Origin of the sequence: Actinomadura citrea (assembly GCF_013409045.1) — a bacterium.
Taxonomy (GTDB): domain Bacteria; phylum Actinomycetota; class Actinomycetes; order Streptosporangiales; family Streptosporangiaceae; genus Spirillospora; species Spirillospora citrea.
Genome location: NZ_JACCBT010000001.1, coordinates 524,674 through 538,223 on the forward strand (window position 1 = coordinate 524,674; position 13,550 = coordinate 538,223).

Annotated in this window: 18 protein-coding genes; 10 read left to right on the forward strand and 8 right to left on the reverse strand. The window is 70.6% G+C overall.

Annotation, left to right across the window (positions count from 1 at the left end; genetic code table 11):
- Window positions 1-50: 50 nt before the first annotated feature.
- Window positions 51-740 (reverse strand): methyltransferase domain-containing protein, encoded by a 690-nt coding sequence (locus BJ999_RS02590; protein ID WP_179831767.1) that lies wholly within the window; start codon window positions 738-740, stop codon window positions 51-53.
- Between BJ999_RS02590 and BJ999_RS02595 the strand changes: the two genes are divergently transcribed.
- The gene (locus tag BJ999_RS02595; RefSeq protein ID WP_218934907.1) at window positions 739-1,158 is read left to right on the forward strand and encodes a MerR family transcriptional regulator; all 420 of its coding nucleotides are present in this window, start codon (window positions 739-741) and stop codon (window positions 1,156-1,158) included. The genes BJ999_RS02590 and BJ999_RS02595 overlap by 2 nt on opposite strands.
- Before the next feature lie 321 nt (window positions 1,159-1,479).
- On the opposite strand, the gene BJ999_RS02600 is transcribed toward BJ999_RS02595, so the two are convergent.
- The 5 genes from BJ999_RS02600 to BJ999_RS02620 all read right to left on the reverse strand — a co-directional run bounded on the left by BJ999_RS02600 (window position 1,480) and on the right by BJ999_RS02620 (window position 4,963).
- Complete coding sequence (locus tag BJ999_RS02600) at window positions 1,480-2,031, reverse strand: hypothetical protein (protein ID WP_179831768.1); 552 nt, start codon at window positions 2,029-2,031, stop codon at window positions 1,480-1,482.
- 305 nt (window positions 2,032-2,336) lie between these two features.
- Window positions 2,337-2,795, reverse strand: coding sequence for an NUDIX hydrolase (locus tag BJ999_RS02605; RefSeq protein WP_179831769.1), 459 nt, complete (start codon window positions 2,793-2,795; stop codon window positions 2,337-2,339).
- 284 nt (window positions 2,796-3,079) lie between these two features.
- Entirely contained in the window at window positions 3,080-3,817 is a 738-nt protein-coding gene (locus tag BJ999_RS02610; RefSeq protein ID WP_179831770.1) for a VOC family protein, read from the reverse strand.
- 97 nt (window positions 3,818-3,914) lie between these two features.
- Window positions 3,915-4,487 carry a helix-turn-helix domain-containing protein gene (locus BJ999_RS02615; RefSeq protein ID WP_179831771.1) on the reverse strand — a complete coding sequence of 191 codons (573 nt, stop codon included), beginning with the start codon at window positions 4,485-4,487 and terminating at the stop codon, window positions 3,915-3,917.
- Entirely contained in the window at window positions 4,475-4,963 is a 489-nt protein-coding gene (locus BJ999_RS02620; RefSeq protein ID WP_218934908.1) for a GNAT family N-acetyltransferase, read from the reverse strand. The genes BJ999_RS02615 and BJ999_RS02620 overlap by 13 nt, the downstream gene beginning before the upstream one ends.
- Before the next feature lie 238 nt (window positions 4,964-5,201).
- Here BJ999_RS02620 and BJ999_RS02625 point away from each other — a divergent pair, with 238 nt between their 5' ends.
- Entirely contained in the window at window positions 5,202-6,113 is a 912-nt protein-coding gene (locus tag BJ999_RS02625) for a Rieske (2Fe-2S) protein (protein WP_218934909.1), read from the forward strand.
- Between the two features lie 159 nt (window positions 6,114-6,272).
- Here BJ999_RS02625 and BJ999_RS02630 read toward each other — a convergent pair whose 3' ends face one another.
- The gene (locus BJ999_RS02630) at window positions 6,273-6,629 is read right to left on the reverse strand and encodes a MerR family transcriptional regulator (protein ID WP_179831773.1); all 357 of its coding nucleotides are present in this window, start codon (window positions 6,627-6,629) and stop codon (window positions 6,273-6,275) included.
- A gap of 88 nt (window positions 6,630-6,717) precedes the next feature.
- Between BJ999_RS02630 and BJ999_RS02635 the strand changes: the two genes are divergently transcribed.
- From BJ999_RS02635 to speB, 4 genes are all read left to right on the forward strand, one after another.
- On the forward strand, window positions 6,718-7,521 hold the full coding sequence (locus BJ999_RS02635) for an aminotransferase class IV family protein (protein WP_179831774.1): 804 nt from the start codon (window positions 6,718-6,720) through the stop codon (window positions 7,519-7,521).
- A 174-nt stretch (window positions 7,522-7,695) separates the two neighbouring features.
- Entirely contained in the window at window positions 7,696-7,869 is a 174-nt protein-coding gene (locus tag BJ999_RS02640) for a hydrophobic protein (protein ID WP_089315210.1), read from the forward strand.
- Window positions 7,870-7,999: 130 nt separating this feature from the next.
- Window positions 8,000-9,517, forward strand: a complete 1,518-nt coding sequence (locus BJ999_RS02645) for an alpha/beta hydrolase domain-containing protein (protein WP_179831775.1) — start codon at window positions 8,000-8,002, stop codon at window positions 9,515-9,517.
- A gap of 102 nt (window positions 9,518-9,619) precedes the next feature.
- Window positions 9,620-10,639, forward strand: a complete 1,020-nt coding sequence (gene speB / locus BJ999_RS02650) for an agmatinase (protein ID WP_179831776.1) — start codon at window positions 9,620-9,622, stop codon at window positions 10,637-10,639.
- A 14-nt stretch (window positions 10,640-10,653) separates the two neighbouring features.
- Here speB and BJ999_RS02655 read toward each other — a convergent pair whose 3' ends face one another.
- Window positions 10,654-11,007 (reverse strand): PRC-barrel domain-containing protein, encoded by a 354-nt coding sequence (locus BJ999_RS02655; RefSeq protein ID WP_179831777.1) that lies wholly within the window; start codon window positions 11,005-11,007, stop codon window positions 10,654-10,656.
- Window positions 11,008-11,378: 371 nt separating this feature from the next.
- On the opposite strand from BJ999_RS02655, the gene BJ999_RS02660 reads away from it, so the two are divergent.
- From BJ999_RS02660 to BJ999_RS02675, 4 genes are all read left to right on the forward strand, one after another.
- The gene (locus tag BJ999_RS02660) at window positions 11,379-12,206 is read left to right on the forward strand and encodes an SAM-dependent methyltransferase (RefSeq protein ID WP_179831778.1); all 828 of its coding nucleotides are present in this window, start codon (window positions 11,379-11,381) and stop codon (window positions 12,204-12,206) included.
- Complete coding sequence (locus tag BJ999_RS02665; protein WP_179831779.1) at window positions 12,203-12,418, forward strand: DUF397 domain-containing protein; 216 nt, start codon at window positions 12,203-12,205, stop codon at window positions 12,416-12,418. Before BJ999_RS02660 ends, BJ999_RS02665 begins: the two co-directional genes overlap by 4 nt.
- A 75-nt stretch (window positions 12,419-12,493) precedes the next feature.
- Complete coding sequence (locus BJ999_RS02670; RefSeq protein ID WP_179831780.1) at window positions 12,494-13,336, forward strand: helix-turn-helix domain-containing protein; 843 nt, start codon at window positions 12,494-12,496, stop codon at window positions 13,334-13,336.
- A 7-nt stretch (window positions 13,337-13,343) separates the two neighbouring features.
- On the forward strand, window positions 13,344-13,541 hold the full coding sequence (locus tag BJ999_RS02675) for a DUF397 domain-containing protein (protein WP_179831781.1): 198 nt from the start codon (window positions 13,344-13,346) through the stop codon (window positions 13,539-13,541).
- The last annotated feature ends 9 nt before the right edge of the window (window positions 13,542-13,550 follow it).

Consider the following 13,550-nt stretch of genomic DNA (forward strand, 5'->3'; position numbering starts at 1 on the left):
CTCACCTGTGACGGGTGAGCGGGTGTCGGCCGCCGAGGCCGGACCGGTGCTCAAGCGGCGCGGGTTCCCGAGGCGACGAAGATCGGGATGGCGACGAACAGGCGGTCGTCGCGGGCCCTGGCGGCCTGGTCGTCGAGCCAGGGGCCTTCTCCGCCGATGTTGGCGAGAGTCGGCAGGCAGGCGGCGTCGGTCCACACGATCGTGTGGACCTCGACGGTGACGTCGGTGAACCCGTTGTCCAGCAGGAGGTTCCGGTACCGGCGGGCGATCCGGGGATGCGCCATACGGTCCGCGCGGGCGTGGACGAGGGAGCGGGTGAGTTCGGGATCGTCGGAGTCGATCACCAACGTGTCCCAGTCCTGGCCGATGAGCACCGCGCGGCCATGGGGGGTCAGGACCCGGCGGGCCTCGGCGACGGCCTGCTCGGGCTCGGCGAGGGCGTGCAGGATCTTGTCGGCGCGGTAGCCGGTGACGGAGCCGTCGTCGAGAGGCAGCGCGGTGGCGTCGGCGACGTGGAACTCGCCTGCGGGCCAGCGTTCGACGGCGATCTCGATCATGGCGGGATCCAGGTCGACGCCGATGGCCCTCACCCCTCGGGCGGCCAGCTCGCCGATGGCGCGGCCGCTCCCGCAGCCGACGTCGACCATCGTGTCGCCCAGCGCTTCGTAGGTGTGTTCTCGCAGGTTGCGGACCTGGGGCAGCTCGTCGAAGGCGTCGAGCATGGTGAGCAGCTTGGACATGGCCGTCATTGTGCGACTTAATGTCGACATGAAGTCAATCGGCGAGGTGGCGGCGCAGTTCGGGTTGCCGACCCACGTGCTGCGCCATTGGGAGGCGGAAGGGCTGCTGGCACCGGCCCGCGCGGGCGACCGTCGCCGCTACACCGACGCCGACGTGCACCGGGTGGCGGCGATCCTGATCTCGAAGGAGGCGGGCTTCGGACTCGCGGACATCCGCACGATGCTGGCCGCCCGGTCCACGTCGGAGCGCCATGAGGTGACGGTCCGGCACCGCGAGAGGCTGCTGGTGCGGATCGCCCGGGCGCAGGCCGCCCTCGACATGATCGAGGGTGAATGCCCGCATGACGACATCATGACGTGCCCGCGTTTTCAGGGGCTCCTGGCTGATCGACTGGGATCGTCGAGCGCGCCGGCATAGTCGGCCGCGAGCGTTCGCCGTGGCGCCGTTCCCGCGATGGACCTCGGCTGGGGTCACAAGCCGCCTGCTGCCATCGCGCCCACCGCGGACCCGGAACAGCAGGAAGCTCCTGGCGGCCAGGGTGTGCGCACACCCGGCCGACCAGGAGCTTCCCTGATCACCTTGTGCGGGCCGTGTTCGGCCTGTGAATCAGCCCGCGTGATCTGCTTTCGTCACCATGGCGCCGGTTCGGTCGCCCGGGCCGGCCCCAGCGCAGTGGTTGACCACTGTCGGCGAATGGAACGGCGGCTCATGGTGCGGTCGTGCTTCGACGCGGCAGGCTCAGCCGCCGGCCTTCCACTTGTAGGCGCCGTTCTTGTAGCCGCGGATGATGACGTACGGCTTGTAGGTCTTGCCGTTCCCCGTGTAGCGGAACGCGCCCTGGGCGTAGGACGTCGCGTAGGCCCAGTTGCTGGGGTGGGTGACCTTCTTCATCGCCCAGCCCTTCCACACCCACTTGTACTTGTTGTAGGTGTAGGCCTTGTAGGAGGCGCGGTAGCGGGTGACGTAAGAGCCGTTGTAGCACCAGTTGAGGCGGTTGGTCACCGCGATGATCCACTTGCCGTTGGAGGCCTTGTAGCCGCGGATGCGCGTGTAGGTCCGGCAGTACTCGGCCGCCTGGACCGAGTACTTCTCCGCGGCGGTCAGCGGCTGCCCCGATGTCTGGGCCTCGGAGATGAGGTCCTTCTTGGAGAGCGCCTCCTGGCTGGTGGTGGTCACCTCCTTGCCGAACTTGTCGGCGGGCTTGGTCTCCGCCTGCGCGGCCGGACCCGCGGCGAGGACTCCGGCGGCCAGGGCGCCGGAGAGGACGGTCACTATGGCGACACGCCGCATGTATTCCTCCATGCTTGGGAATGGGGGGAGCGTGCAAGGTACCGCAGCGAGAGACTGCCGGGTGCCGTTGCACCTTTCTCGCCTAATGTGATGCTTGTGACGGCCGATCGGTTCCGTGGCGGGCCCGAACAATCCCGGCAGCTTCCGCGCCGACGCCATGGAGTCGGCCGCCCGGGGCGATCATGCGGGTTCGCCGTGCCTCCCTGAGCCTCCGCATGGCTCCCGCCAGGTTCTCGGGCCGGCCGGAATGGACACTCCGGCGAGACGCGCCGTTGTTGTTCGCCTGAGGGGCGAGAGGACGCCTGTCACCGCTGGTCGTCAGGCGTGGTGGCCCATTGGGGGGCGATCCGGCCCAGCCAGGCGTCTTGATCATCTGCCAGGGGTCGTGTCAGCGGCAGCGGCAGGAAACGACAGGCGAAGGTCAGGCCGGTGTCGTCGCCATCGCCGCATACCGCGTGGTTCCACGCGTCCGCGGTGGTCGCCGGAGCGTGAAGGTGGAAGTAGGTGGTCCTGCGCGGCCGGCCGGTGTCGGGATGGGGCTTGTCGTCCACGACGAGTCGCTCCACCACGGAGATGGTGCGCAGGCCGGTCTCCTCGACGACCTCGCGCAGGACGGCCTGCTCTGGTTCCTCCTCGGCGTGGACGCCGCCGGCGGGGACCTGGGTGCCGGCCTGGGGCATGCCGACGTGGTCGAAGACGAGGAGTTCGGGGCCGGAGCGATGCCTGATCACGTAGGCGGCGACACGGATTCTGGGTCGGGTCACCCGAGCATTGTGCGTCCGTCATGGCTCAACTGCTGGCTTCCCCCCGGTTGGATCAGAAAACGGACCGGGCCGGATGTCCATTCACCGGTCCAAGAGAAGAACTGCGTCGGCCTCCTGGCCGCCTCGCGCGGTTCCCGCCATCCGGCGCGGCACAGAAAGGCCCGCGTGCTCACTTCCCGTTCGCGATCGGGCTTTGCGGTCAGTGGGGGTCCAGTTGGGAGTCGGCGTTCCACGAAGGCCTTGGCGCCTTCCTTTGCGCCGGCGGATGAGCGCGCGGCTCTGCGTCAGCCCGGCGTGAGAACGCAGAACTCGTTGCCCTCCGGGTCGGCGAGGACCGTCCACGGAACGTCGCCCTGGCCCACGTCGGCGTCGGTGGCGCCGAGAGCCCGCAGCCGGGCCGCCTCCGCCGCCTGATCGTCGCCGGGGTACGGCCGGAGGTCGATATGGATGCGGTTCAGCACGGTCTTCACATCGGGCGTGCGGAGGAACTCGAGATACGGTCCGACGCCCGTTGCCGAGCGCATCACCGCATGGTCGTCGGTCACCTCGTGCAGGGTCCAGTCCAGCGCCTCGTCCCAGAACCGGGCCATGGCCCGCGGGTCCGCGCAGTCGACCACCACCGCGGCAATCGGTCCGGTATCCCGGTAGATCGGCCGAGGCTCCAGCACGCAGAACTCGTTGCCTTCCGGATCGGCGAGGACCGTCCACGGAACGTCGCCCTGGCCCACGTCCACGGGCGTCGCCCCGAGATCCTGGAGGCGCGCGACCAACTCCGCCTGGTGGGCCGCGGAGGTGGTGGCCAAGTCCACGTGCACGCGGTTCTTCACCGTCTTGGGGTCCGGGACGGCAAGGATGTCCATGCAGACGGCGACGGGGTCGGGATAGGTGAAGCCCTCAGGTTGGAGGTTGGTGACGCCGGGCCCTTCGCTGGAGATACTCCAGCCGAGCGCCTCCGCCCAGAACCGGCCGAGTGCGGAGTCGTCGTGAGCCTTGACCGCAATCTGCACGAGCCGCATTGCCATGGCGTTGATCCTATGTCCGGGCGGACAGGAGCATGTTCGGGGGGAGCCTTGCGGCCTCCACGTCGCCGGTCGGCGGAGGACGTGGTCCCGTCCCCGGTCAGGCTGTGGCCTTGCGGGTCACGATCACGACGTAACGGCATTCGCCGTCGCCTTCGTTGACGAACTCGCGCGCCTGGGGCCTGCCGAGTTCGAGCGTGTCACCCGCGGTGAGGACGTGCGTGGCCGTCCCTTCGACGAGGCTCAGCCTGCCGTCCAGCACCCAGACGAGCTGGGCGATGAACGCGTAGGACGCGGCCGGCATGGGCACCCGGGCACCGGCGGGCAGGACGATCTCGGTGACGTCGGCGGGAAATCCCGGCCTCGACATCTGCCGTCGCAGGTAGCCCGTGTCGGGGTCGGTCCAGTCAGGGGTGTCGGCCGCGCGACGCACCTGGCCGGGGGCGGCGCCGTCCGCCGATGACAGGAGCTCGGTCATGCTCAGCTCCAGGGCGGCGGAGAGCTTGCCGAGGAGGGCGGCGGTCGGGCTGCTCTGACCGCGCTCGATCTTGCTGATCATCGCTCGGGACACACCGGAGACGTCGGCGAGCCGAGCCAGTGACCAGCCGCGCCGCGCGCGCTCCGCCTTGACGCGCCGTCCGAGGACGTTCGGATCCTCCATCAAAGTGGACATGCCGTCACCTCGGCGTCGAGCCGCAGCTCCATGAAGACGCTGTTGGGGTCGTGCACGTAGTCGGCGAACGGTGCGCACGGGGTGAATCCGTGCCGCGCGTAGAGCCGCCGGGCCGGCGCGAAGAACTCCTGGCTTCCGGTCTCCAGCAGGACCCGCCGGTGACCGCGCTCGGCGGCGACGGTCAGCAGGTGCCGGAGCATGGCCGATCCGATCCCCGCCCCCCGCGCGGCTCGCGCCGTCCGCATGGACTTGAGCTCGACATCGCCGCCGCCGAGGTCCTTGAGCGCGCCGCATCCGCGCAGCTCCGGCCCGTCCCAGACGGACCAGAACGCGACCGCCGGGCCGCGCAGCCCCTTCAGGTCCAGCGCATGGATCGATTCGGGCGGCGAGGTCGCGTGCATGTCGGCCAGGTGCTCCTCCAGCAGCCGGTGCACCTCTGGCCGGGCCAGGTCGTCGAGCTCGAAGCGCAACATCATCCAGCCTCCACGTCACCCGCTCCAGACGACCGCGAAGCGGTCGGCGTCCAGCATAGTGGACATGTGGGGCGGTGCTCACCGAGGGCGCCGTGGGCCAGACCGAGACGCTGCGCAGGGACGTCCGGAGGCTCCCGATGTCGCCTGTGGCTGGGGCGAGGTGAGGGGTGAACGGTTTCAGGGGGTGTTCGGGGGATAGGGAGCGAACGTGTAGTCGTGTCTGGGGGAGGGCGTTATGAGCATGCCGCACAGAGCAGTCCACCGGCTGGAGAACGCGGAGGGCTTGGACAAGGTCGCCGAACCGGTCAGTTCCGCGGTCCAATGGGCGGTCCGGCCGCGCATCGTCCGCGATCTCCTCAGCGGGACCAAGCTGGGGCACCCGCTGCATCCGGCGCTCACCGACGCCGCGATCGGCGCGTGGAGCATGGCCGGGCTGCTGGACCTCGCCGGAGGATCCGAGGCCGAACCCGTCGCCGACCTGCTGACGGCGGCCGGAGTGGCCGCCGCCGTGCCCACCGCCCTCACCGGGTTGAACGACTGGTGCGACACGCTGGGGGCTGAGCGCAGGGTGGGGCTCGTCCACGCGGGCATCAACACAGCGGCGCTGGCGCTGTACGCGGCGTCCCTCTTCGCGCGCACCCGCAAGGCCAAGGCCCTGCGGTTCGCCGGCTTCACGGCGATGGGGGTCAGCGCCTACCTCGGCGGCCACCTGACCTTCACCAGGGGCCTCAACGTCAACCGCACCGCGTGGCAGCAGGGCCCGGACGACTGGACTCCGGTACTGGCGGCGTCCGAACTGGCCGAGGGCGAGCACCGCACGGCGGACGCGGACGGAGTGCGGATCCTGCTCTACCGGACGGCCACGAAGCTGCACGCCATCGCCGCCACCTGCACTCACATGGGCGGTCCGCTGGGCGAGGGGACGATCGAGAACGGCTGCGTCACCTGCCCGTGGCACGGCAGCACGTTCCGCCTCGACGACGGCGGCATCGAGCGCGGCCCGGCCAGCGCGCCGCAACCGTGCTACGAGGCGCGGATCCAGAACGGACGCATCGAAGTCCGGGTGCCCCCACCGGGAGCCCAGTCCGACATGGCCAACGAGGGCGCCCACCGAAGGACCCGCCACCTCCTCACCCGAACCCCAGCCTCATAGCGCCGCCCCCCAGGTCACGCGTGGCTCGTAGGGGCCCGTGGTAACCGCAGGAGCGGGGCGCCCGAGGGACGGCCGGGCGTCGTCTTGGCCGCGCTGGACCAGGCCCGGCCCCCTCGCACGCCGGTGGCGAAGCCTCGGTCATCGATCGCGGGCCGGTGGCTACTCGTCTGGTGAACGGCGGGCGAGGAAACCGGTGAGGGCGTCGTGGTTGCGTTGGAGGCCCTCGATACGTGCGTGGAGCGCCGCGATCTCTCGGTCCAGGAGATCGCGGATGTCCGCGCACCAGTCGAAATCCGGCTGGTCGCTGCGGGTGCAGGGGAGCACCTGACGGATCACCTCGGAGGAAAGGCCCGCGTCCAGCAGGACACGGATCTTCCGCACGGTGAGCACGGAGTCGTCGCCGTAGCGGCGGTAGCCGTTCGGGCCGCGCTCGGCCTGGAGCAGGCCCTGCTCCTCGTAGTACCGCAGAAGCCGCGGGCTGACCCCCGTACGCCGGGACAACTCCCCGATCAGCATGTCACCGCCCTGGATTGACCTTCTCACCAGTGTGAATGCCTAACGTCGACGTGCAAGCGATCGTTCCGCCCCGCTGGAGAGAAGCACCATGCCCACTCCTGTCGTCCAACGCAACGGCCACGCCGCGTCCATCGACGAGCTCGCGCCGCTCGCCTTCGCCGGCTATGCCCACTTCACCGCCATGCAGGTGCGCGGCGGCAAGGTTCGGGGCCTCGACCTTCATCTGCAACGGCTGGGGTCCGCCTCGATGGAGCTGTTCGGCAGGGCCTTGCCGGACGAGCGGGTGCGGTCCTGTCTGCGGGCGGCGCTGGAAGCGGGACCCGCGGACGTCTCGCTGACGGCCACCATGTACTCGTCGTCGGGGGAGTTCAGCGCGGATGGGGATCACGCGGAGCCCGACGTCCTGGTCCGGACGGGGCCGCCCGCGTCCGGTCCGGCGGGACCGCTGACGCTGGCGACGGTCGAGTACGACCGGTTCCTGCCCGCCCTGAAGCATGTCGGTGAGGTGGCCAAGACCTACCTCATGCGTCGGGCCGTCCAGGACGGCTTCGACGACGCCGCCTTCGTCGACCGCCGGGGGCGCCTCAGCGAGGCGACGATCTGGAACCTGGCCTTCTGGGACGGCGACGCCGTGGTGTGGCCCGACGCCGAGATGCTGGTCGGGACCACGATGGGCATCGTCCGCCGGCAACTGGACCGCCTCGGCGTCCCCCAGCGCGTCCGGCAGATCACCCCCGCCGACCTTCCCGACCTGGCCGGCGCCGTGGTCATGAACTCCTGGACCCCGGGAGTCGCGGTCCACCGGATCGGCCCGACCCCCGTGCCCGAAGCCCCCCGCTTCCTGGACCTGCTCCACCGGGCCTACGAGGCGGAACCCCTCACCGAGTTCTGAGCCGGCCACGTGTCATGGGCGCGGTGGTCGGATGTGGGCGGTCTGCTCGGTGCCGCCTCCCGGACCATTCCGCTGCGTGTCCGAAATGAGACCTTTGCCGTGCATCAAGCTTCATTTGCCGGGGACAAAACGGCCCGAATGAAACATAAGGCAGACCACCGAGGAGGACCCCCCATGCCGTGGCTGATGATCCTGGTGCTTCTGCTGGCGCTGATCCTGTTCGGCGTCGGCTTCACTCTCAAGATCCTGTGGGTCGTGGCGGCGATCGTCCTGATCCTGTGGCTGCTGGGCTTCGTGCTCCGCAGCGCCGGCCCGTCCGGCAAGCGCGGTCGCTGGTACCGCTGGTAAACCAGAGAACGGCGCCGCCCCGTCCATGTTCTGGACGGGGCGGCGCCGTTTCCATGACTGGTGATTCGCGCGATGTGGAGGACGGCGCGGGCGGCGCACACTGTGGCCCCCTGACATCGTGGAGGTCACCGTGCGTTTCTCCCTGCGGGTTCCCTGGCGGCGGGTCGCCGCCGCGGCGACGGGGGCGGGGCTTTTCGCCGCCCTGCTGTCCGCGTCGCCGCCCGCCCTGGCCGCGGCACCCGGCCCCGTGGTCACCGTCCCGCCGCCGGGCGGCCACGGCTTCCCGTTCCTGGCGGCGGCCGAGGATCTCGGGTCGTTCGGGTACACCGAGAGCGAGTACTTCATCGCCGGCACCGCCACCTCGTACGCCAAGTCCGGCTTGTGGACGTCGAACGGCCGGTGGGACGTCCGGGCGTCCGGGCAGGCCCCCTACAAGACCAGGCTCCTGGTGCGGCGCCCCTCCGATCCGGCGAAGTTCAACGGGACCGTCGTGGTCGAGTGGCTCAACGTCAGCGGACAGATGGAGCTGTCCCCGGACTACTGGTTCGCTCGGGACGAGCTGCTGCGCAAGGGGTACGCCTGGGTCGGCGTCTCGGCGCAGTCGGTCGGCGTCAACGGGGGGCTCGGGGAGATCCGGGGGCTCAAGGGGTGGGACCCGGCCCGGTACGGCGGCCTCGTCCACCCGGGAGACGCCTTCTCCTACGACATCTTCTCCCAGGCCGGGCAGGCGCTGCGCAGCCCGGACGGGCCCGACCCGCTCGGCGGGCTGGCGGTGAGGACGCTGCTGGCGGACGGGGAGTCGCAGTCCGCCGGGCTCATGACCACCTACGCCAACGCCGTCCAGCCGGTCGCGCGGGTCTACGACGGCTTCATGATCCACAGCAACGGCGCGGTCGGGGCCCCGATCAGCGGCGAACTGGCCGACACCCTGTGGATGCCGAACCCGTCCCGGATCCGGACGGACCTGACCGTGCCGACCTTCGTGGTGCTGACCGAGACCGACGTCCCGCTGGCGTCGGCCGCGCGGCAGCCGGACACCGACCGGGTCGTGCACTGGGAGCTGGCCGGCACCTCGCACGGCGACCAGTGGGCCTATGACCTGGGCGGCCCGACGCTGAAGAAGTCGGCGGGGTCGGCCGCGCCGGCGCCCGACTGCGCGGCCGGGTCGGCCCCGTTCAACGACGGGCCCGGGCACTACTCGATGAACGCGGCGCTGCGCCGTCTGGACGCGTGGGCGCGCGGCGGGGCGCGGCCGGCGAGCGGGGCGCCGCTCGACACGGTCCTGCGCGACCCGCGCACCGGGCTGGCGGCCGGGGGAGTCCGGTTGCCGGACGTCGCGGTGCCGACCCGGACCCTCACCGGGATGCGCGACACCGCGGGCAGCGGCGTCTTCTGCGGCCTGTACGGCGCCCGGGACCCGTGGAACGGCGGCGCCGATCCCTGGGACCGGCATGACGCGGGCGACCCGTCCGATCCGTCCCTTCCGTGGACGGCGGAGCCGGTGCTCAGCGCGCTGTACCCGACGCATGCCGACTATGTCGGCAAGGTCCGGGCGGCCGCGCAGGCGTCGGTGAGCGCAGGTCATCTGCTGCCCGAGGACGCGACGACGATCATCGCGGCCGCGGAGGCCTCCGGAGTCGGCGGCTGACACTCGCCCGACGGCACGGCCCCGTCCCGAGATCCGTTCGGGACGGGGCCGTTCGCACATCGGACGAGCCCGGTGGGGGAAGGGAGACGGTGGAGGTGGCCAATGCCGGAAAGGTACGGTCCACAGTTCGGTCCCGACCTCACGTTCCTGGGGGTGCCGCGCTGCACCTGGTCGGACCCGTCCACGTATGGGGACGCCGACGTGGTCATCATCGGGGCCCCGTTCGACGGCGGCACGTCCCACCGGCCGGGGACCCGGTTCGGGCCGCAGTACATCCGGCAGTCCTGCTACCTGCCCCACAACGGCTCGCGCCCGTCCCTGGCCCTGCGGGTGGACGGACTCCACGGTGACCTCACGGTCTACGACGCCGGCGACGTCGAGATGTACTCCGGGGACGCCGAGCGTTCCGTCCGATCACTGCAGGAGGCGGTGTACGCGGTCGCCCGTACCGGGACGATCCCCCTCATCCTGGGCGGCGACCACACGATCGCGTGGCCCGACGCCGCAGGGGTGGCCGACCACCTGGGCGCCGGACGGGTCTCGATGGTCCACTTCGACGCGCACGCCGACACGGGGAACGTGAACTTCGGTTCGCTGGTCGGGCACGGGCAGCCGATGCGGCGGCTGATCGAGTCCGGGGCGGTGCGCGGCGACCGGTTCCTGCAGCTGGGCCTGCGCGGGTACTGGCCCGGACCCGAGACGCTGGAATGGATGGCCGCGCAGGGCATGCGCTCCTACGAGATGTCCGAGATCGTCGCCCGCGGCCTGGACGAGTGCCTGACGGAGGCGTTCGAGATCGCCACCGACGGGTGCGACGGGGTGTTCCTGTCGGTCGACATCGACGTGTGCGATCCGGGGCATGCCCCCGGCACCGGCACGCCCGAGCCCGGCGGGCTGACCGGGCGAGAACTCCTGGACGCGGTCCGGCGCGTCACCTACGAGCTGCCGGTCGCCGGCGTCGACGTCGTGGAGGTCTCCCCGCCCTACGACCATGCCGACATCACCTCGGCCCTGGCCAACCGCGTCGTGCTGGAGGCGCTGGCGGGCATCGCCCGGCGCCGCCGCGACCAGCGCGACGGGACGGTGTGGGACCCCCGCCGCCCCCTGCTCGACGGACGCTAGCGCCGGGCGGGACGTCAGCGCCGGGCGAGGAGCCGCTCGTCGGGGGCCGCCCGGTAGGGGAGCCTGTAGTAGGCGAAGACCTCCGGTTCGGCCTCGGCGAACAGCTCGCCGTTGGTGTCGATCCCCGGAGCGCCCTTGACCTGTTTCTTGTCGTGCGCGACGCGGAGGTGGGCCGGGCCCAGCGTGCAACCGGCCAGCGGCACGAAGACCAGGCGCTGCCGGGTCGGCATGCCGACCCTGACCGTGGCGAACGAGGGCTGGTCGGTGAGCGTGTCGACGTAGACGGCCTCCAGCGGCCCGATCTTGCTCCCGGACGGGTCGATCACGTCCCGGCCGCGCCATTGACGGATGTCCTCGATCTCGAACATGTTCTGTCCAACCGTAGGTTCTCTGGTGTATTTACCCAGCTCACAGCAGATAAGCCGGGCCTCACGGGTGACGGAGGGCGTGGGTCTCCCCAGGCGCGGCGGTGGAGTCGTCGGTCAGCAGGGTGTACGGACCGCAGTGCGGCAGCGCGTCGTCGTGTTGCCGATGAACTGCAACGAGAGGTGGCGCAGCGCGAGATCCGATTCGGTTTTCATGCCTTTCCCCCTTGGGGCCGGTCATGCCCTCCGAAGGGGGCGCGAACCCCGCGGGCGCGGGCCGAGCGGAATCCGGAGGACCCTTGCGGAAAAGGCGCGGGAGGGGCGACCCTTGCTTCATAATTCGTGCATCACAAGTTGTGGCAAGGGAGCGATGGGTGAGCGAGACCGAGCAGGCTCCACCCGGAGTGGACACCACGGTCCCCACCCCCGCCCGGATGTACGACTACTACCTGGGTGGCACCGACAATTTCGAGGTCGACCGCGCGGCGGCGGAGAAGGTCCTGGTGAACATGCCGGAGGCCGGGGACACGGCCTGGGCGAACCGCGGCTTCCTCCAGCGCTCGGTGCGATGGCTCGCCCTGCGCGGGATCCGGCAGTTCATCGACATCGGCGCGGGCCTGCCGACGATGAACAACACGCACGACGCGGCCCAGGCGGTCGCCTCCGACGCGAGGGTCCTGTACGCCGACAACGATCCGATGGTGCGGGCCCACGCCGAGAAGCTGCTGGCGGGGTCCACGGGGACGGCGTTCATCACGGCCGACTTCCGCGACCCCGACGGGCTGCTCGGGCACGAGGTCACCGGCAAGATGGTCGACCTGACCAGGCCCGTCGCGCTGCTGGTCGTGGCGCTGGTCCACTTCATCCCGGACGAGGACGACCCGTGGGGCATCGTCCGGGAGTACATGGACCGGCTCGCGCCCGGCAGCTACCTGGTGCTGTCGGCCGGCACCGGCGACCGGCAGGCCGACCGGGCGGTCGGCACGCTCAGGGAGGTGTACGCCAAGTCCACCGCGAGCGTTCATCCGCGGTCGCGCACGGAGATCGAGCGTTTCTTCACCGGAATGGAGATCGTCCCGCCGTGGGAGGGGGCGGCGGCGAAGGTCTGCTACATCGGTGAATGGGGCGCGGAGGATCCGGAGGCGGCCGACAGTGACGGCTCGCGGTGGGCCTACTGCGCGGTGGCGAGGAGGGAAGGGTGAGGAAGCCGTCCGTCGAGGAACTGGGCCTCGACCCCGGCGTCCTGGAGTGGCGGCGCACGCAGACCGACGAGGGCGGCATCGAGGTCGCCTTCGCCGGCGAGTGGACCCTGCTGCGCACGACCGGGGAACTGATCTCGGTGTTCGACGAGAACGAGTGGGCCTGCTTCCTCGACGGGGTACGGAAGGGAGAGTTCGACCACGCCGCTTCCTGAACCGGCCAAATCTGTGATTCACAAATTCGGAAGGCGTATGCTGATGCCGGCCGTAGGTCGAGGGAGGTGGCGCCGGTGAGCGACGCTTACGGGGCCACCATCGCCAAGCGGGGGCTGGCACGCCGCTTGAAGGAGCTGCGCGTCGAGGCCGGATACACGGCCAACCAGGTCTGCGACCGGCTGAACTGGGGGCGGGGGAAGGTCGGCCGGTTCGAGGCCAACAACTGGGTGCGGCCCGAGCTCAGCGATATCCGCGACCTCGCGCGCATCTACGAGGGCAGCGATCTCGGCGAGCTGGAGGAACTGGCGGGCCGCGCCCGGCGGCGGGCCTGGTGGCGTGACTACCCCGAGGTGTTCGGCAACGAGTTCCCGGGCTTCGAGAGCGACGCGTCGAGCATCCGGGTGGTCATGCCGCTGGTCCTGCCGGGGCTCTTGCAGACCCTGCCGTACATGCAGGCGCTGCTGTCGGTCGGGACGAGGACGCCGGAGTGGCGGGAGCGCGCGATGCGGGCGCGGCTGCGGCGACAGCAGATCCTCGACCGCGGGGACGGGACGGCGCCGGAGCTGACCGCGGTCATCACCGAGGCGTCCCTGCTGTACGAGTGGGGCGATCCGGGCGATCGGCGCACCCAGTTCGCCCACCTGCTCGCCATGTCCGAGCGTCCGAACGTGGAGCTGAGACTGCTGCGCCTCGCCGACGGGATGCACCCGGGCATGTCCACGCTGGTCAACATCTTCCGGTTCCCCGGCGGCGAGCCGCCCATGGTCTTCCTGGAGAACGACGCGGACGTCCAGGAGATCGACATCCCCGACGACGTGGAGGCCTATGACGAGATCTTCGAGCAGATCCGCCAGGCGGCGCTCAGTCCCGCCGACACCGCGGAGCATCTGAGGAAAGTGATCTCAACTCTGGAGTAGCACCGACATGGACCTCTCCCAGGCACGGTGGGTCAAGGCGACCGCCAGCGCCAGCAGCAACGGGGGCTGTGTCGAGGTCGCCGATCTCGACACGGCCGCGGCGCTGCGCGACAGCAGGACACCGGAGGCCGGGGCGCACGTCGTCTCCCGGTCCGTGTTCGCCGCGTTCCTCGACGATGTGCGGGCGGGCCGGTACGACCGCTGAGACCGGGCC